The sequence below is a fragment of the Camelimonas sp. ID_303_24 genome (assembly GCF_053543495.1).
Window position 1 is genome coordinate 11,992 of sequence record NZ_JBLLJM010000012.1, and the last position, 18,329, is coordinate 30,320.

Consider the following 18,329-nt stretch of genomic DNA (forward strand, 5'->3'; position numbering starts at 1 on the left):
GACCTTCTGGAGAGGACAGCATGAGCGGGCAAGACGCTGGGGATGATGGGGCCTGGCCGGAAGAACTCCGGTTGCGCTCAGGCAAGGATGGCCTGGTCATTACCTTCACCGATGGCGTGAGGGGCGAGCTGTCCGCCGAGTTTCTGCGGGTCTGGAGCCCGTCGGCGGAGGTGAGGGGCCATGGCGCCGCTGACCGGAAAACCGTTGGCGGCAAGCGGGACGTGCTGATATCCGCGCTGGAGCCGATCGGCAATTACGCCGTGCGCATTGTTTTCGACGATGGTCACGACACCGGCCTGTATGGCTGGCGCCTGCTGCGCCGCATGGTCACCGCACAGGAGGCCATGTGGGCGGAGTATCTGGCTGAGCTCGCTCACAAGGGCATGAGTCGCTAGCGGACCCGGGAGCGGCGGCGCCCGCTTTCCTCATTGGCGCGCCTCAAACACGGAACAATCCGTTTCCCGGCAACCCGGCCTTTTCGTTGAGGCAGGATCCAGCCGTTTGCCAGGCTGGCCGTGTCAGCGAAGGGCGTTGCGGATTGGCCATGAAGCGGATTGGTCATGAAAAAGGGCCGGAAATTCCGGCCCTTTTGGATTCCCTGTATCAGGGGCGGCGGCTTAGCGCACAACCACCACGCGCGTGCCGACGGGGACGCGGGCGTAGAGGTCGATCACATCCTCATTCATCATCCGGATGCAGCCTGACGACACCGCCTGGCCAATCGTTTCCGGCTCGTTGGAGCCGTGGATGCGATAGAGGGTATTGCCGAGATACAGCGCGCGCGCGCCCATCGGGTTGTCCTCACCGCCAGGCATGAAGCGCGGCAGGTCGGGGCGGCGCTTCAGCATGGAGGCGGGGGGGGTCCAGGTCGGCCATTCGCGCTTCATGGTGACGCGCTCGCTGCCGGCCCATGAGAAGCCCTCGCGACCAACGCCGATGCCATAGCGGATGGCCTTGCCGTCCGGCAGCACGAAATACAGCCGCCGTTCGGAGGTTGAAATGACGACGGTGCCAGGCGCGTATTTGCCAGAATATTCCACGACGGTGCGCGGGATATTCGTCGCTTTCGCCCTGAAGTTGGGGGCATCATAGACAAGCGGCTGGCGAGTGAGCGGGTCGATCTCGGGATAGGCAAATGCAGACGGCGCGAACGACGCCAGTCCAGCCAACAGACCGACCATACCGAAAGTCAAGCGACGCATCATTGCCTCGTCCGGGAAACCAGGGGTGAAGTGTGACGTTCATATCGGGAAATACGCCGAACTGGCGCAATGTTCCCTTGTTTGCGACAAAATGCTCAAGGCGGGGTTAACAGGCAATGCGGGCGGCGGCCGAAGGGGCAATTGCCAGGGTGTGTGTGATGCATGGGCAACAGTTGCCGCGAGCCACGGCGGGAGGCTGAAACAGCCTCCAGGGGAAACTGTGCATGACGGCGCGCAGGCCGCTTGACGGCGTCCGCGGCGGCGCCTATGAGTGGCGCATTCCCGGCGACGTCATGCGTCGCAACCGGTTAGGGCGGTTAGCTCAGCGGGAGAGCACACGCTTCACACGCGTGGGGTCACTGGTTCAATCCCAGTACCGCCCACCATTTTCCTCACAATTTGACTGAACAGGTTTGACCGGCTGCGCCCGGGCGCGGCGGATGTCGCGTGGCTGCGGCGTGTTGCCGGCATGCGATGCTTCTGGCGCGAAATGCTTCCGGGTGGCCGGGAAACTGTGTCACGCGCCTGCGTCAGGCGCTGGCGCTGGAGTTCCCGGCGAAGCGGCGACCGCTCCGCCGGGAGACGTTCTGACCTTACTGCTTCACCAGCGGGCAGCCGCCGTCCTTGATGGAGCGGAAAGCCTGATCGCCGGGCACTTCGGCGATGATCTTGTAGTAGTCCCAGGGCTTCTTCGAATCTTCCGGCTTCTTCACCTCCAGCAGCAGCATGGAATGCACCATGCGGCCGTCCTGGCGCAGCACGCCATGATCGGTGAACATGTCCTTCACCGGGGTTTCGCGCATTTTCGCCATCACCTTGTCAGCGTCAGTGGAGCCCACGGCCTTCACCGCCTTGAGGTAATGGGTGGCGGCGCTCCAGTTCGCCGCCTGGTTCATGGTCGGCATGCGGCCAGTGCGCTTGAAGAAGCGGTTGCCGAACTCCCGGGTTTTCTCGTCCTTGTCCCAGTACCAGGCCTCGGTGATCACCAGGCCCTGCGCCGTCTTCAGGCCCAGGCTGTGAATGTCGGAGATGAACATGACCAGGCCGGCCAGTTTCTGGCCGCTCTGCCCAAGGCCGAATTCCGCCGCCTGCTTGATGGAGTTGATGGTGTCGCCGCCGCCATTGGCCAGGCCGACGATCTTCGCCTTCGAGTTCTGGGCCTGCAGCAGGAAGGAGGAGAAGTCCTGATTGTTGAGCGGGTGCCTGGCGCTGCCCAGCACCTTGCCGCCGGCCGCCTTGACGAACTCGCTGGTGTCGCGCTCCAGCGAGTGGCCGAACACATAGTCCGCGGTGATGAAGAACCAGGTGTCGCCGCCTTCCTTCACGATCGCCTGGCCCACGGTCTTGCCGTTGGCGTAGGTGTCCCAGGTCCAGTGGGCGGTATAGGGCGAGCAATGCTTGCCGGTGATGTCGGAACTGCCGGCGCCCGTCACCATCACGACTTTCTTGCGATCATTGGCGATCTGCATCGTGGCCAGCGCGGTGGCCGAGGTCGGCAGGTCGAGAATGACGTCGACGCCGTCATTGTCATACCACTGGCGGGCAATGGCCGAGGCCTGGTCCGGCTTGTTGAGGCTGTCGGCCGCGACAAACTCGATCTTCTTGCCGAGCACTTCGCCGCCGAAATCCTCGATAGCCATCTTGATGGCCTCGATGCCGCCCTTGCCGCCGATGTCTGAATACACCGACGCCAGATCGCCCATCATGCCGATCTTCACCGGCCGGTCAGCGGTCTGCGCCGCCGCTGGCGCGGCAAACGTCGCGCTGAGGGCTGTCGCGCCGAACAGGGCAGAGGCAAGCGCCTTGCGGATGGTTGTCATGTTTCCTCCGGACCGGTTGTTCTGGTTCCGGGGAGATCATGGCGGATATGACAGGTGGTCGCAATGTGGATGCGTGGAGATGTATTTGCGCAAATATCATACTTTCGTATGAAGATGTGTTTGCTGAATTACTGGGCGCCCAGGTGTTCTTGCGGCTTTCATGTTTAAAAGGCCAGAGGAAATTATGATGAGAGCTGGGAAGCATGCATGCAACGCAGACGCCCGGCGGCAAGCCGGGCGTCTGGTCTGGGCAATGTCAGCGCTTCAGCCCTTCAACAACTTGCACTCGGACTCCGAAACCGGCCGGAACGCGTCCTTGCCAGCGATCGTGCCGGTGATCTCCAGATAATCCCACGGCTTCTTCGAGGCTTCAGGGGCTTTCACCTTCATCAGCCAGATATCGCGGACCAGCTTGCCGTCGGCGCGCAGTTCGCCGTTCTTGATGAAGGGCGCCTTGATCGGGCCGCTGCGCAGTTGCGCCAGCACCTTGTCGGTTTCCACGGATTTCGCCGCTTCCGCCGCGCGCAGCCAGGCCAGCGTGCCGCTGTAGTTCATGGCCTGCGTCTCGGACGGCGGGCGGCCCATCTTTTTGGCGTAACGCTCGGAGAAGGCGCGGCTCTCATCATCCGCGTCCCAATAGAAAATTGACGACACCGTGGTGTTCTGCGACGCCTTCAGGCCCACCGAATGCACGTCGGAGAGCAGCAGCGCCATGGCCGCCGCCTTGGTCTTGTCGTCGAAAATGCCGAACTCCTGGCCCTGCTTCAGCGCGTTCTGCTGGTCGGCGATGGCGCTGGCGATGGCGATGACATTGGCGCCGGAGTTCTTGGCCTGCATCAGGAAGGAGGAGAAATCGAGGTTGTTGATCGGGTGGCGCACGGAGCCCAGCACCTTGCCGCCCATGGCCTCCACGTTCTTGCGGGTGTCGTTCTCCAGGGCGTGGCCGAAGGCGTAGTCCGCCGAGATGAAGAACCATTTGTCGCCGCCGGACTTCACCACCGGGCCGGTGATGCCCTTGGCGAACTGGTAGGTGTCATAGCCCCACTGGATGGCGTTTGCGTTGCAATGCTTGTTGGTGAGCTCGCTGCTGGCGGCGCCGGTGGCGACGGAGAGGCGATTCTTATCTTTGGCGATGTTCTGCACGGCGATGGCCACGGCGGAGCTGCCAAGGTCCATGATCATCCGCACGTTGCGGGTGTCGTACCAGTCGCGGGCGATGGCGGCGCCGATGTCGGCCTTGTTCTGGTGATCGGCGCCGATCACTTCGACCTTCTCGCTCAGCAGCTTGCCGCCAAAGTCTTCTACCGCCATGCGCGCAGCTTCCACCGAGCCTGGCCCCTGGGCGTCGGAGAGGGGGCCAGCAATGTCGGTGAGCACGCCGATGCGGATGGTTTCAGCCTGGGCCGCCGCGACGCAGGTGATCAGCGCAAGCGCGGCGACGCCGGCTTTCAGCAGGTGTTTCATCGGTTTCCTCCCGGGCCGGCGGTTGTCTGACGCGAGCCGCCGCCGTGCTGTATTATTGTGTTGTTGCACGCCGCGAGCGGCTGAAGGCTTCCGATGCTGGAGCCATCAGCCGGGTTGTGGCGTTATACCTGTTTGATGCGTGGTTGACCTGGAGCGGAGCCGGCAGTCAATGGCGGCCGGCTTTCGGGTCCTGTTTGGTGGAGCCATGGCCGGCGCGCTGCTGGCGCCCAAGGCGTCTCCAGGCGTCAGCGTCCCTTGAACACCGCCGGGCGTTTTTCCATGAACGCCGTCATGCCTTCCGCCGCGTCTTCCGATTTGAACAGCGGCAGCAGTTGCAGGAACACGTGGTGCACGTGGTCATTGAACTGCTCGGAAAGGCCCATGCGCATCATGCGCTTGGAAGCCTGCACGGCGAGAGGGGCGTTGCTGGCGATATCCAGCGCCAGTTCGCGGGCCTTCGCCATCAACTGGTCGTCCGCCACCACATAGGAGGCGAGGCCCCATTCGACAGATTCTTCAGCCGAAAGCGTGCGGCCGGTGAAGATCAGCTCCGCCGCCTTCGACCAGCCGATCATGCGCGGCAAAAACCACGTGCCGCCCGATTCCGGCACCACGCCGCGCCGGGTGAAGGCCGCCGCCAGCTTGGCTGATTTCGCCATGATGCGGATGTCGCAGCCCAGCGCCGTGTCCATGCCATAGCCGGCGGCGCCGCCATTGATGGCGCAGATGATCGGCTTGTCCATGGCGTGCATCACGGTGGGCGGCGTGTTGCGCAGGTTCAGGTTGGTGGGGGAGGAGGCTGAGCTCATCAGCTTGGCTCCGGCCTCGCCCTTGGGGCGCAGGTCGAGGCCGGCGCAGAAGGCGCGGCCCTTGCCGGTGAGGATGACGCAGCGCACCTCGGGGTCCTCGTTGGCGCGCACCAGCAGCTGGGTCAGCTCGTCCAGCATGGGGCCGGAGATGGTGTTCATCCGCTCCGGCGCGTTGAGGGTGATGGTCGCGACGTGGCTGTCGACGTCGTACAGAACTTCCTGAACCTCAGGCGCGGTGGCGGCGTCCATGGCGTGTCTCCCTTGTGCTTTGTTCTGAAACTGGCTTTTCCCAGAAACAGCACGCCGGGGACGCCGTGTCGAGAGGGGCGGCGCATGCGGACGACAGGGCGCCGGCGGCTCCGCCTTGCAGGGCGCCTTTTCAGGGGGGCTGGCGCGTCGCGGCGGTGCGGCCGCGCCTCGCGCCGACATGGCCCGTTACCCTCCGGCGGCCTGGAGGCGCGCTGGCAACAGCGAGGCGGCGGCGTCATACAGGCCGTCGAAATGGTCGAGCACCACGTCCGGATTCAGTTCGGCCACCGGAATGTCGGTGTAGCCGAATGTCATGCCGACAACGGGCACGCCGCCGGCCCTGGCGGCGTTGATGTCGGCGGCGCTGTCGCCCACCATGACCGCCCGCGCCGGATCGCCGCCAGCCAGCAGCACCGTTTCGGTGATGTGGCCGGGGTGCGGCTTGCGGAAGGCGAAGGTGTCGCCGCCGCAGATGGCGGCGAAGCGCGGCGTCAGCTCCAGGGCGTCGAGCAGCAGGCGCGCCAGCCCCTCCAGCTTGTTGGTGCAGATGGCCAGCCGCCAGCCGGCGTCGGAAAAGCGTTGCAACGATTCCAGCGCGCCGGGGAACGGTTGCGAGTGGTCCGCGATATGCGCGGCGTAATGGTCGATGAAGCTGGCGAACAGCGCGTCCATCCGCTCCGGCGCGGCGGTCGCGCCGGCCGCCGCCATGCCGCGCTCCAGCAGGGCCCGGGCGCCGGCGCCGGTCATCGCCCGCACCTGGTCCAGGGTCACCGGCGGCAGGCGCTCGCCCGCCAGCACGGCGTTCAGCGTCGCCAGCAGATCCGGCGCGGTGTCCACCAGGGTTCCGTCCAGATCCAGCACCAGGGTTGGCGGGGTGGTCATGTCTGCTCCTGTGGAATATGGGCCGCCGCGTCGGACATGAGGGGCGGCGGATGCGGCAACGCGCTGATTTCAGAAGATTTATGCAAACGGGCCAGGGGGCGGAAATTGCGGCGGTCATGATATGGCCGTCAGCGACTCTGATACATTAACGCCGTTGTTGTTCGCTAGCGGTCGATTCGTCGCTTCTTGTCAGGGGATTGGATTCATGTCGCAGAAGAAACGCGCCGCGTCCGCCGGTTTGCGGCGGGCGGTGTTCGCAGGCGCGCTGGCAGCAAGCGCGCTGGGCGCGACGGCGGCGCGCGCCGGCAACTTTGATTTCGCTCCCGCGCCACAGGTCGATCTCAACCGCATCTACCGGGTCGAGCGCGTCACGGGTGAGATGGGCGCCTGCCAGTATGGCCTGAAAGAGGGTTCTGTCGGCGTCACCCTGTGTTATGGACCGGGCGAAGGCGGCGGCGCGCAGACGCCGGGGGACTACCGGCTGGTCACCTCGCGCCACGAGCGGGAAGGCGGCGTGTTCCGCATCAACGATCGCACGGGCGAGATGAGCATCTGCTACGTCTTCAACGAGAAGGTGGTCTGCACGCCGCAGGCCAGATAAAGCGTCTCCGGCGACATGGCGCGACAGACGCGGCGTTACGCCATGTCGGGGAGCAGCGGGCGACAGCCACGCAAACGCATTGTTTCAGGCCTGGGGCAGAATGCCGGTCCGGCGGGACCGGATCTTGCGCCAGGCGACCCGCCCCAGACGGCGGCGCGACCGGGACAGGACAGGATGAGTTCAGAAGATCTGAAGCGCCAGGCGTCGGCGCGCGCCCTTGAGGCAGTGACCGACGGCATGCGTCTGGGGCTGGGCACCGGCTCCACGGCGAAGCATTTCGTTGAATTGCTGGGCGACCGGGTGCGCGGCGGCCTGAAGGTTATCTGCGTGGCGACGTCGGAAGCCACCCAGGCCCAGGCCGAGGGCGAGGGCATTCCCATGTCCACCCTGGATCAGACGCCGGAGCTTGATCTGGTGGTCGACGGCGCCGACGAACTGGACGAACAGCTCCGCCTGGTGAAGGGCGGCGGCGGCGCCCTGCTGCGCGAGAAAATTGTGGCTTCAGCCAGCAAGCGGATGATCGTCATTGCCGACGACAGCAAGAAAGTCGCCGTGCTTGGCAAGTTCCCGCTGCCGGTCGAGGTCAATGCTTTTGGCCTGGAGGTGACGCGCCGGCAGATCGCCGCCGCGGCCGCCCGTTGCGGCTGCGCGGGGGAGCTCGTTCTGCGCCAGCGCGACGGCAAGACCTTCGTCACCGATGGCGGCCACTACATCATTGACTGCCATTTTGGCGCCCTGCCGCAACCGGAGGCGCTGGCCGATGCGCTCGTCGCCATCCCCGGCGTGGTGGAGCACGGCCTGTTCATCGGTCTGGCTTCCGGCGTGGTGCTGGCCGCGCCTGGCGGGTTGATCGAACTGGGACGGGTGTGAGCATGGCGGCGGCGGCTTCCGGCGACTGGACCTGGCGGGCGATGGCCGCCGGGGATCTGGCGAAGGTGTTGCAACTGGCCGCCGTCATTCATCCGGATTATCCCGAGGACGCCGCCGTGTTCGCCGAGCGTCTCGGCCTGTATCCGCAAGGCTGCCTGGTGCTGGAGATGTCTGGCGAAGCGGGCGAGGGTTCTGACCACGCTCCTGACAGGCCCCCTGGGCCGGTTCTCGGCGGCTATCTGGTTTCCCATCCCTGGACTGCCGGCGCGCCGCCGGCGCTCAACAGCCTGCTGGGGGCGTTGCCGCCGTTTCCGGCGCTGCACTATCTGCATGACCTGGCCCTGCTGCCAGCCGCGCGCGGAACCGGCGCGGCGCAGGCGGCGGTGGTCCGCGCGGCGGAGGTTGCGGCGCAGGCCGGGTTCGAACGCCTTGGCCTTGTGGCGGTGAACGGCGCGGAGGCGTTCTGGCGGCGCTGTGGTTTCGCGCCGTCGGCGGATGCGGCGTTGCAGGCCGCCGCGCGAAAATACGACGCGGCGGCGTCGTATATGACCCGCGCCGTCGCCGGCCCTGAACGGCTGGTGGCCGGTGGCCGCAAATGATCGTATGAGGTTTGGGCGTCCGGGACGGGTGAGGCCCGGCGATGTGATTTCCCGTAAGGCGGGCCGCCTTGCCTGCGCCCCCGCCCAGACGCGCCGGGGTGAAGTGACAGGTGCGAATGAAAGCCGCGCGGGAGCGTAAAACAGAACCGCGCGGGAGCGTGGAATAAAAGCGTCAAACAACAGGGTAGAGCAGCGTTGCTCTGGAATCTGGTGAGCTGGAGAGACTGATGAACCGATTTGCCCGCCTTGCCGCCATTGGCCTGATCGCGGTTACGGCCCCACTGGCCGCCGGCGCCGCCTTCGCCCAGAGCAAGGAGCCGACCGAGGCCCAAATGTCCGTGGCCCGTGAAGTCGTGAAGGCTTCCGGCCTCGACCGTTCATTTGAGGCGGTGGTTCCCGGCCTGTTCGCCCAGGTGCGTGAACAGCTGGTGACCCGGCCCGAAATCAAAACGGATGTCGAGGAGATCATCGTCAAGATCACGCCGGAGATTAACGCCAAAACCAATGACATGATCAATGTCGCGGCGAAAATTTTCGCCGAGCAGCTTCCGGAAGCCGACCTCAAGCAGGTCGCCGCTTTCTTCACCTCGCCGGCCGGCGTGAAATATGTGCAGAGCCAGCCAGCCGTCATGCAGGAAATGATGGCGCGCATGCAGGACTGGACCCAGTCCCTGTCCGGCGTGGTGGTCGAGCGCATCCGCAACGAACTGCGCCAGCGCGGCAAGACGTTCTGACGTCTGACAGGCGCGCGGCCTTTGACCGGCGCGCGGGCGGCTGGAGCATGAAGCGGGATGCGGTTGGACAGAACCGCAGCCCCGCTCCAGTTCTCCGGTTGCGCATGATTTTTCGCGGGCGGGCGGCATCCACCTGTCCGCATCGTGCTCTCGTGGCCCGGACGGCGGCGCGCGTCAGCCCTTGCCGCGCGCGCGCCATCAGGTTTTCTTGACGCGGTGGCCGGAGCTATTCCGGCTATCCACGCAATGGCGCAGCAACGGGCGGGGACGCCAGACATGTCGACAGTCAACGCCTGGAAGCGCGCGCCTGAGCCGGGCCATCCCGCTGGCGCGCGTCTGGAGCAGGCCGCGTGGGTTGTGCTGGCGGCCATGCCGCTGGCGCTGGCCTTCGCCGTGCGCTCGTCGGCGGCGCTTATTGGCGTCGCCGCGTTGCTGGCCCTGGCCGGCGCTGTGGTCGCCGGGCGTGGACGTGGGCTGGCGCGCGACGCCTGGGCGCACGCCCGGTCGCTGCCCGGCGCTTTCCTGCCGCTGTTGGCGGCGCTTGCCGCATTGTCGCTGCTCTGGCATCCGTTTCCCCGTCTCGGGCTGTTCGCCATGGGCGAAGCGTTCGCGCCGCTTGTCGCCGCCGTCATTCTCGGCCTCAGTCTCGGCCGGCTGCCGCGGCGCGCTGTTTTCCCCTTGTTCGCCATCCTGTTTGCCCTGGCCTGCGCCGAGGTGCTGGTCGAGCTGCTCACCGGCATGGCCTGGCGTCACGCCGCCGGCATGCGCCCGGCGCTGTTCGTGCTCAACAAGCCGGTAATCTGCTTCGTCGTGCTGTACTGGCCGCTCTGGAGCCTGTCGGAAGGCATGCCGCGTCGCGGGCTGGTCATGGGCGCGCTCGCCCTGCTGATGGCTGCGGCGGTGTTCAAGTCCGTCTCGGGCGCCGCCATGCTGGCGCTGATCTGCGGCGCGCTGACTTTCGGCCTGGCCCGCCTGGCGCCGCGTTTCGCCTGGGGGCTGGTGATGGCTGGCCTGTTCGCCGCCCTGGCGTTGGCGCCGGTGAAGGGCGATCTGGCCCATCGCGCCGTGCCGGGCTGGGCGCTGGACCGCCTGCAATCCCTGCACGCCCGCGATCGCGTCGAGATCTGGCAAAGCTTTGGTGAGGTGGTGCAACTGCGGCCATTCACCGGCGCCGGTTTCGGCGTCAGCCCGAAGATGGGCGATGCGCCCGTGGCGCTGCTGGTTCCTGGCGAGCATCGCACCCTGCTGGCCGTCGGCCATCCCCATGACATGTTCCTGCAGGTCTGGTCCGAGCTGGGCGCGCCTGGCGCGCTGCTCGCGGCGGTGGCGCTGGCCTGGCTCGGCAAGGCGCTGCTGACGCTGCGCCGGCGGGAGGAGTTGCCCCCGGCGCTGGCGGCGATCTCCGTCGTCATCATCATCGCCGAGGTCGGGCACGGCGCCTGGCAGGGCTGGTGGCTGGCCATTCTCGGCGCGGCGGCTATCTGGTTCTGCAAATCATTCGAAGCCGTGCGACACGACACGGCGCCACCTTCCGCAGCGGGCGACAATTCCGCCAGTTGAGGACTGTTTTGACAAGGCGGCGCCAGTTCCGGGAGCGCCGCCACAGGAGCTTGCCAGATGAGCGCGTATGACGTGGACCTGTTTGTCATCGGCGGTGGTTCCGGCGGCGTGCGCGCGGCGCGCATCGCGGCGACCCACGGCGCCCGCGTCATGGTTGCAGAAGAATTCCGCATGGGCGGCACCTGCGTCATTCGCGGCTGCGTGCCCAAGAAGCTGCTGGTCTACGCCAGCCGTTTCGCGCACGAATTCAGCGATGCGGCCGGCTTCGGCTGGACGCTGCCCCAGGCGCCCGCCTTCGACTGGGCCAGCCTGATCGCCCGCAAGGATGCGGAGATCACCCGCCTCGAAGGTCTGTATCGCAACAATCTGGTCAATTCCGGCGTCGAGATTGTCGAAGCCCGCGCCGTGGTCGCCGGCCCCAACGCCGTGCGCCTGCTGCCCGATGGCCGCGTTGTCACGGCGGAGCGCATCCTCGTCGCCACCGGCGCCTGGCCGACCCAGCTGCCTGGCGTGCCGGGCATCGAGCACGCCATCACCTCCAACGAAGCCCTGCACCTGCCGCATCAGCCGCGCCGCATCATGGTCGTCGGCGCTGGCTACATCGCGGTGGAGTTCGCCGGTATTTTCGCTGGTCTGGGCAGCGAGGTAACGCTGGTTCATCGCGGCGACCGGCTGCTGCGCGGCTTCGATCATGACCTGCAGGATGGTCTTGCCGCCGCCCTTGGCCAGCAGATGGACCTGCGCCTCGGCAACCAGCTGGCGCGCATCGACCGCACGGCCCAGGGGCTGGACGTGGCGTTGAGCGATGGCGCAACGGTGCAGGTTGACGCCGTGCTGCTGGCCATCGGCCGTCTGCCCAATACCCGTGGGCTGGGACTTGAGGAGGCGGGCGTCAGGCTGGATGCGCTGGGCGCCGTGCAGGTGGATGACTATTCCTGCACCAGCGTTCCCTCAATCTACGCCGTGGGCGACGTGACCAACCGCGTCAATCTCACGCCGGTCGCCATCCGCGAAGGCCACGCCTTCGCTGACACGGTCTTTGGCGGGCGCGCCGCCACGGTTGACCACAGCCTGATTCCGACGGCGGTGTTCTCGACGCCGGAAATCGGAACCGTCGGCCTGACAGAGGAGCAGGCGCGCGCCAGCCATGGCGATGTGCTGATCTTCCGCACCGCCTTCCGCCCCATGAAGGCCACACTCTCGGGCAGCGCCGAGCGCATGATGATGAAGATCATCGTCGATCGCGCCAGCGACCGGGTGCTTGGCGTGCACATCCTTGGCGAGGGGGCGGGCGAGATGATCCAGATCCTCGGCATCGCCGTGAGCATGGGGGCGACCAAGGCGGATTTCGACCGCACCATCGCCGTGCACCCCACCGCGGCGGAGGAACTGGTGACCCTGCGCACGCCGGTCAATCCCTGACGCAGACCGGGCTGGCGCGCGGCCTCAGGCCGCCCGGCCGACTACTGTCGTTTTATGCTTCATTATTGTCGGCGGCGGCTGTATAAGCCCCGTTTCCGGGCGTGTCTCCCGCAGCGCACAACATGCTGCCCCGGCGGGAGACGGGTTCCGACAATAACGGGCAGGGCGCCTCCGCCATCGCGAGCGGTCGCGTCGCAGGAAAATGCCCGGGGGCAGTGCGGCGGCTGCCATCCACAAACGGCCCGCCGCGGGAGTGACGAAGATGAGTGAGCGGTGGACGCCCGCCTCATGGCGCCAGAAACCAGTGCAGCAGATGCCGGCCTATCCCGACGCCGCCGCCCTTGCGGCTGTCGAGGAGCAACTGTCCGCGTTTCCGCCGCTGGTTTTTGCCGGTGAGGCGCGGCAACTGAAGCGCGCGCTCGGCAAGGTCGCGGCTGGCGAAGCTTTTCTGCTTCAGGGCGGCGATTGCGCCGAAGCATTTGCTGAACATAGCGCCGACAATATCCGCGACTTTTTCCGCGTCTTCCTGCAGATGGCGGTGGTGCTCACCTTTGCCGGCGCCTCGCCGGTGGTGAAGGTTGGCCGCGTTGCTGGCCAGTTCGCGAAGCCGCGCTCGGCCAACACCGAGACCATCGACGGCGTCGAACTGCCGAGCTATCGCGGCGACATCGTCAACGACATTGGCTTCACCACCGATGCGCGCTCGCCGGATCCGCGCCGTCAGCTGATGGCGTTCCGCCAGTCGGCCGCGACGCTGAACCTGATCCGCGCCTTCGCCAATGGCGGCTACGCCAATCTGGACAACGTGCATCGCTGGATGCTGGGCTTCGTCAAGGACAGCCCGCAGTCGGGCCGTTACCAGGAGCTGGCCAACCGCATCACCGAGTCGCTCGACTTCATGCGGGCTATCGGCATTGATCCGGAAACCCATCCGGAGATGCGCTCGACCGAGTTCTACACCAGCCACGAGGCGCTGCTGCTTGGCTACGAGCAGGCGTTGACCCGCGTCGATTCGACCACCGGCGACTGGTACGCCACCTCCGGCCACATGCTGTGGATCGGCGATCGCACCCGCCAGCTCGACCATGCCCACGTGGAGTATTTCCGCGGCGTGCAGAACCCGATTGGCGTCAAGTGCGGTCCCTCGCTCGGCGGCGACGAACTGCTGAAGCTGATCGACGTGCTGAACCCGGAGAACGAGGCTGGCCGTCTGACGCTGATCTGCCGCTTCGGCGCCGACAAGGCTGGCGACCATCTGCCAGGCCTGGTGCGGGCGGTGCAGCGCGAGGGCCGTTCGGTGGTGTGGTCGTGCGACCCGATGCACGGCAACACCGTGAAGGCCGGCGCTTTCAAGACGCGGCCGTTCGACCTCATCATGTCGGAAGTAAAGACCTTCTTCGACGTGCATGCGGCCGAGGGAACCTATGCGGGCGGCATCCACCTGGAGATGACCGGCAAGGACGTCACCGAGTGCACCGGCGGCGCCCGCGCCATCTCCGAGGCGGGCCTGTCGGACCGTTACCACACGCACTGCGACCCGCGCCTCAACGCGGAGCAGGCGATCGAGCTGGCCTTCCTGGTCGCCGAGCGCCTGAAGCAGGAGCGGGCGGGCAAGCTGCGCGAGCACCGCGCGGCGGCGGCCGAGTAAGCTTGCGCCCCATTGCCTGACGACATGACAAAGGCCCCGGATCAGCCGATCCGGGGCCTTTGTTGTGGGGCGTTCCAGGGAGCGTTCCAGAAGAGCGGTCCTTGGGAGCGCCCTCTGGGAAGCACCCTCTGGGGAACGCTCCTTGGGGTATTTGCTTCGCATGATGATGCGCGAACAGGCGGCGTTGCCCGTCCGCATCATGCGCAGGCCTCCGGCTTCAGTCGGCGATATTGTCCACGCCGACCACATCCGCGTACCGGTCCGCAATTTCAGCCAGGGCGACGCGCTGCACGTCGGCCGCCGGGATTGAAGGGCCGTCGAGGGCGTCCGGCAGGGCGCGCGTCGCAGTAGCGTCGGCCGCGACAAGACTGTTGTAGCCGTGGTCGAGGGCGGAGCGCGCGGTGGCGCTGACGCACATGTGGGTCATGAAGCCGGCCAGGATCAGTTGCGGGCGCGCCAGATCCTGAAGGATGGCGTGCAGGTCTGTTCCGGCAAAGGAATTGGGGAGCCTTTTGCGGACAATCTGCTCCGCCCCACGGGGCGTCGCCTCGTCCAGGAAGGCGCCGCCGGCGCTTTCAGGGTCGAACAGGCCGCCAGGGCGGCCAATCTGGGCGACATGGATCACCGGGGTTCCGGCGGCGCGTGCCCGGGCCAGCAGCACGCCGAGACGGTTTATGGCCTGGCCGACGCCGGCCAGAGGCAGGGCCCCTGACCTGTATTCATTCTGCGCGTCGATGATGACCAGCGCCGCCTGCGAAAGCCGGGCCAGTTGCGGTTGGGCGCCGGCGAGCGAGAGCAGCGTGCGGGGCGCATCGGTTGCATGCGGCATGGGATGTCCTCGTTGAGGCATGGGATTGCCCGGGCGCAAATCCAGCACGACGCGTCGGCCCTGTCCATTCCCGCCCGCCCATTGCCGGTGGGGGGCCGCAGGCCCGCCATCTCCCGGTCATGGAGAGGCCCTGTCCGTGCGTTGCGTCGGGCCATCGCCTCGGTCATAACCGGCGCATGACCCAGATCGCGCCAGGTAACTCACCGATGATCGTCCGTTTCGCCCCGTCGCCCACCGGCTACCTGCATATTGGCAACGCACGCACGGCGCTGCTCAACGCCTTGCTGGCGCGCCGGGCGGGCGGGCGCTTCATCCTGCGCCTCGACGACACGGATCTGGAGCGCTCGCGCGATGAATATGCCGAAGCGATCCGCGAGGATCTGGCCTGGCTTGGCCTGACGCCGGATCAGGAGTTCCGCCAGTCCGACCGCATGGCGGCCTATGAGGCGGCGGCGCAGCGTTTGCGCGACGCTGGCCGGCTGTACGCCTGCTACGAAACCGCCGACGAACTGGACCGTCGCCGCAAGCGCCAGCTGGCCCGCGGGCTGCCGCCGGTTTACGACCGGGCGGCGCTGAAGCTGACCGGGGCGGAAAAGGCTGATCTGGAGGCCCAGGGCCGTCGTCCGCACTGGCGCTTCCTGCTGGAGCCAGGCGTGGTGACCTGGACCGATCTGGTGCGCGGCGATTCACGGGTCGAGAGCGGTTCGCTGTCCGATCCTGTGCTGATCCGCGAGGACGGCAGCTTCCTCTACACGTTGCCGTCGGTGGTCGATGACGTCGAGATGGGGATTACCCATGTGGTGCGCGGTGAGGACCATGTCACCAACACCGCCGCCCAGATCCAGATTTTCGAGGCGCTGGGCGCGCCGCCGCCCCGGTTTGGGCACCATAACCTGCTGACCACCGCGAGCGGCGAGGGCCTGTCCAAGCGCCTCGGCCACCTCTCCCTGCGCGGCCTGCGCGACAGCGGCCTGGAGCCAATGGCCGTGGCCGCGCTGGCCGTGCTGGTCGGCACGGCGGAAGCGGTGCGCCCCATCGCCAGTCTCGACGCTTTGGCCGCGCTCGTTGACCTGTCCGGCATTTCCCGGGCGCCCGCCAAATTTGATGAGAGCGAACTTGCCAATCTCAACGCCCGGCTGCTGCACGACATGGCGTGGGCCGACGCGGCGCCGCGCCTGGCGGCATTGGGGCTCGCCACCAGCGAGCCGCTGTGGCTGGCGGTGCGCGGCAATATCGGCCGCCTTGCCGAGGTCGCGGATTGGGCCCGGATTATTGCTTCGGGTCCGGAGCAGATGCCAGATACCGGCATGACCGACGCTTTTCGCGCCGCCGCCGTCGCCGCGCTGCCGGTTGAGCCCTGGTCGATGGATACGTGGAAACAGTGGACCAGCGCCATCCGCGACCACACCGGCGCGAAGGGCAAGGCGCTGTTCATGCCGCTGCGCCTCGCGCTCACTGGTCAGGAGCACGGCCCCGAACTGGCCGCCCTGCTGCCGCTGATCGGTCGCGCAGAAACCCTGCGCCGGCTTGGCGGAGCGTAAGGCGGCAACTGGCGAACCAGGGCGCATGCCCTGACGGCGCGCCGTTTTCAACCGCGCATCGGCCGTCATGCTGGCGCGCCTGTTGTGGCCGGCGCGCGCGTCACGCAACTGAGCCGCCGCCTGCGCCCGTCATGCCGAGCATGCCCGCCCCATCCGGCGCCGGCTACCACGCCCACGACGCCCGGCGCGTGGGCAGCGCCCGGCGGCGTCGCATCGCCGGGGCTTGGCCCGTCCATCCAGGTGTTTGCCAAGGCTTGGTGGGCAAGGCTTCCTGGCCAAGCCTTCCTGGCCAAGCCTTTGTGGCCAGGGCCTCCTGGCCACGGCTGCTCCGTTTGCGCTGATCGCGCGGTGGCGCGCGCCTGCCTTATGTGCTGCGGAGATCAGCGCCGCCGGGGCCAGGGCATGCCTGGATGCCGGGCGTCTTGTGTCAGACGGAGCGGCAGGCCTCCGGGCGCAACACGCCGCGCCCGGTCCCTGGCGCGTCTCAGCGCTCCTTTCCTGGCGCGGTTGGCTCCACAAAAATGTTCGGCGCCACCACGCGCACCTTGGCGCGCTGGCCGCCCTGGCCAACGGTTTCGCGCACCTGGCCTTCGCGGGCGCCGACGGTCTGTTCCTCGTTGATGGTCTGCGGGCCGATGCCCGATGACTCATTCGAGGCGGTCGGCAGGGTGGAGGGGTCGACCGGGGCTTCCTCGTCCGCCTCGGGGGCGGGCGTGGGCTCCGGCTTCCGGCTGGCGGCGACGGTCTTCGGCCGCGACAGCTCTTCCGCCTTCTCCTCGGTGACGATCATGTCGCCCCGGCCGGATTTCAGCATGTTCTCAGCCGGCTGCAGCGCCGTCGCCCAGCTTTCGTCTTCCTTGCGGCATGAGCAGGCGGGATCGAAGGATTTTTTATATTTCCCGGCGTTCGGCAGCTCCGTATAGGGCTTGCCTTCCCGGTTGCCCGCCCGCTCGATGATCCCATCGCCGGACATGAAATACACCAGCGTCTGGGTGCTGGGGCACAGCGCCTGGCACATGTCCTCGGCGCCCTCGCGGCGGTTGGAGGGCAGCGGGAAGAAATAGCCGTCGCAAGCCCGCACGCAGACCACGCGAGAGCCACCGTAACGCGGCGTATTCTCGGTCGCCTGGCGGTGGGTGTTCATTTCGTACTGCTGCTGGTCTGGCGGCGGCGGCGGCGCGGCCTGGCCGCCGCCAAACAGCCGTTCGAAGAAGTTCGGTTCACGCTGGGCGCCCGGGCTGCAATAGCGGGCGATGGCCGCCATCAGGGCCTGGCGCCGGGCGGGATTGCCCTGGGCCTGGCCCTGGGCGCTGGCGTAGGCGCCCTGCAGGGCGCGAAGCCGCGCGTCGATCTGGCCGCACTGTGGAGGCCGGTCGCCAAAAAACAGGACGCCGCGATCACAGCCCAGTCGCGACCGCTGCGACTGCAACTGGATGATCTCGCCGCGAATCTGGCTGGCCTGGCCCGCCGCTTGCGGATTGCCCCGGGAAAGCGCCGCCAGTTCGGCCCGATACTGGTCGCACGCCGGCGACTGGGCCATGGCCACCACGGCGCTGGCCGTGAGGGCCAGGGCGCCAAGGCCGACGACCTTCAGCGCGCGCCGGCCCGTCGCCGACAACCAGCTCCCGATCGCGGAAGGCATGGGAACGTCGGACAGGGCATGGGAAACCGGGGCGCGCCGCAGGTTCATCGAATCATCCCGCTATCGCATTTTCAGGCGACGCGGACGCCGCGCCACAGGGAGAAAATGCGCCAAAGCAAAAAGTTAGCGTACGTATATGCCAGCCAGAGCCCGGTTCCAGACCCGCTGGAGCCTGTCATCCGGCAACTGTCCGCTAGTGACCATTCTATCTCGCCGCAAATGCGGCGGTTCGCAAGTTTTCCGGTTGTTGCAGCGCCGTCCGGACGGCGCCTGACCCGCATCCGTGGCCTCGCGGACACGGCTGTACGGGCTTTGCCCGCGACCGGATCGCTTGCCAGACGCCCGCGCCGTCGCCATGTGTAGCTGGATCGGGCGTAGCATGGACCGGGTGTGGTCTGGCGTGGGCGTAACCAGGCCGGGGCTTGATCCGCGAGAACCCGGCCGGGTTGTCGCGGCA

Annotated in this window: 16 protein-coding genes and 1 tRNA gene; 10 read left to right on the forward strand and 7 right to left on the reverse strand. The window is 67.0% G+C overall.

Annotated features, from left to right (window positions below; translation table 11 throughout):
• Nucleotides 1-20: 20 nt before the first annotated feature.
• Nucleotides 21-395, forward strand: coding sequence for a gamma-butyrobetaine hydroxylase-like domain-containing protein (locus ACERNI_RS12265; protein ID WP_448833577.1), 375 nt, complete (start codon nucleotides 21-23; stop codon nucleotides 393-395).
• A 222-nt stretch (nucleotides 396-617) separates the two neighbouring features.
• Here ACERNI_RS12265 and ACERNI_RS12270 read toward each other — a convergent pair whose 3' ends face one another.
• Nucleotides 618-1,202, reverse strand: a complete 585-nt coding sequence (locus ACERNI_RS12270) for a L,D-transpeptidase (RefSeq protein WP_191320130.1) — start codon at nucleotides 1,200-1,202, stop codon at nucleotides 618-620.
• A gap of 311 nt (nucleotides 1,203-1,513) precedes the next feature.
• On the opposite strand from ACERNI_RS12270, the gene ACERNI_RS12275 reads away from it, so the two are divergent.
• Nucleotides 1,514-1,588, forward strand: a tRNA-Val gene (locus ACERNI_RS12275).
• Nucleotides 1,589-1,795: 207 nt separating this feature from the next.
• Here the strand turns inward: ACERNI_RS12275 and ACERNI_RS12280 are convergent.
• The 4 genes from ACERNI_RS12280 to gph form a co-directional block, all read right to left on the reverse strand.
• Nucleotides 1,796-3,022 carry an ABC transporter substrate-binding protein gene (locus ACERNI_RS12280; protein ID WP_448833578.1) on the reverse strand — a complete coding sequence of 409 codons (1,227 nt, stop codon included), beginning with the start codon at nucleotides 3,020-3,022 and terminating at the stop codon, nucleotides 1,796-1,798.
• A 264-nt stretch (nucleotides 3,023-3,286) separates the two neighbouring features.
• Nucleotides 3,287-4,486 carry an ABC transporter substrate-binding protein gene (locus ACERNI_RS12285; protein WP_448833579.1) on the reverse strand — a complete coding sequence of 400 codons (1,200 nt, stop codon included), beginning with the start codon at nucleotides 4,484-4,486 and terminating at the stop codon, nucleotides 3,287-3,289.
• Nucleotides 4,487-4,731: 245 nt separating this feature from the next.
• Entirely contained in the window at nucleotides 4,732-5,544 is an 813-nt protein-coding gene (locus ACERNI_RS12290) for an enoyl-CoA hydratase/isomerase family protein (protein WP_448833580.1), read from the reverse strand.
• 186 nt (nucleotides 5,545-5,730) lie between these two features.
• Entirely contained in the window at nucleotides 5,731-6,426 is a 696-nt protein-coding gene (gene gph / locus ACERNI_RS12295; RefSeq protein ID WP_448833581.1) for a phosphoglycolate phosphatase, read from the reverse strand.
• A gap of 205 nt (nucleotides 6,427-6,631) precedes the next feature.
• On the opposite strand from gph, the gene ACERNI_RS12300 reads away from it, so the two are divergent.
• From ACERNI_RS12300 to ACERNI_RS12330, 7 genes are all read left to right on the forward strand, one after another.
• On the forward strand, nucleotides 6,632-7,027 hold the full coding sequence (locus ACERNI_RS12300) for a hypothetical protein (RefSeq protein WP_448833582.1): 396 nt from the start codon (nucleotides 6,632-6,634) through the stop codon (nucleotides 7,025-7,027).
• A gap of 174 nt (nucleotides 7,028-7,201) precedes the next feature.
• On the forward strand, nucleotides 7,202-7,897 hold the full coding sequence (rpiA, locus tag ACERNI_RS12305; RefSeq protein WP_448833583.1) for a ribose-5-phosphate isomerase RpiA: 696 nt from the start codon (nucleotides 7,202-7,204) through the stop codon (nucleotides 7,895-7,897).
• A 2-nt stretch (nucleotides 7,898-7,899) separates the two neighbouring features.
• Nucleotides 7,900-8,496 carry a GNAT family N-acetyltransferase gene (locus tag ACERNI_RS12310; protein ID WP_448833584.1) on the forward strand — a complete coding sequence of 199 codons (597 nt, stop codon included), beginning with the start codon at nucleotides 7,900-7,902 and terminating at the stop codon, nucleotides 8,494-8,496.
• 227 nt (nucleotides 8,497-8,723) lie between these two features.
• Entirely contained in the window at nucleotides 8,724-9,230 is a 507-nt protein-coding gene (locus ACERNI_RS12315; RefSeq protein WP_448833585.1) for a DUF2059 domain-containing protein, read from the forward strand.
• A gap of 276 nt (nucleotides 9,231-9,506) precedes the next feature.
• Nucleotides 9,507-10,790, forward strand: coding sequence for an O-antigen ligase family protein (locus tag ACERNI_RS12320; RefSeq protein ID WP_448833586.1), 1,284 nt, complete (start codon nucleotides 9,507-9,509; stop codon nucleotides 10,788-10,790).
• Nucleotides 10,791-10,847: 57 nt separating this feature from the next.
• Nucleotides 10,848-12,212, forward strand: a complete 1,365-nt coding sequence (gor, locus tag ACERNI_RS12325) for a glutathione-disulfide reductase (RefSeq protein WP_448833587.1) — start codon at nucleotides 10,848-10,850, stop codon at nucleotides 12,210-12,212.
• Between the two features lie 262 nt (nucleotides 12,213-12,474).
• Nucleotides 12,475-13,860 carry a class II 3-deoxy-7-phosphoheptulonate synthase gene (locus tag ACERNI_RS12330; RefSeq protein ID WP_448833588.1) on the forward strand — a complete coding sequence of 462 codons (1,386 nt, stop codon included), beginning with the start codon at nucleotides 12,475-12,477 and terminating at the stop codon, nucleotides 13,858-13,860.
• Nucleotides 13,861-14,077: 217 nt separating this feature from the next.
• On the opposite strand, the gene ACERNI_RS12335 is transcribed toward ACERNI_RS12330, so the two are convergent.
• Nucleotides 14,078-14,689 (reverse strand): cysteine hydrolase family protein, encoded by a 612-nt coding sequence (locus tag ACERNI_RS12335; RefSeq protein ID WP_448833589.1) that lies wholly within the window; start codon nucleotides 14,687-14,689, stop codon nucleotides 14,078-14,080.
• Between the two features lie 206 nt (nucleotides 14,690-14,895).
• On the opposite strand from ACERNI_RS12335, the gene gltX reads away from it, so the two are divergent.
• Nucleotides 14,896-16,230 carry a glutamate--tRNA ligase gene (gltX, locus tag ACERNI_RS12340; RefSeq protein ID WP_448833590.1) on the forward strand — a complete coding sequence of 445 codons (1,335 nt, stop codon included), beginning with the start codon at nucleotides 14,896-14,898 and terminating at the stop codon, nucleotides 16,228-16,230.
• A gap of 484 nt (nucleotides 16,231-16,714) precedes the next feature.
• On the opposite strand, the gene ACERNI_RS12345 is transcribed toward gltX, so the two are convergent.
• Nucleotides 16,715-17,920, reverse strand: coding sequence for a DUF2865 domain-containing protein (locus tag ACERNI_RS12345; RefSeq protein WP_448833591.1), 1,206 nt, complete (start codon nucleotides 17,918-17,920; stop codon nucleotides 16,715-16,717).
• Nucleotides 17,921-18,329 lie beyond the last annotated feature (409 nt).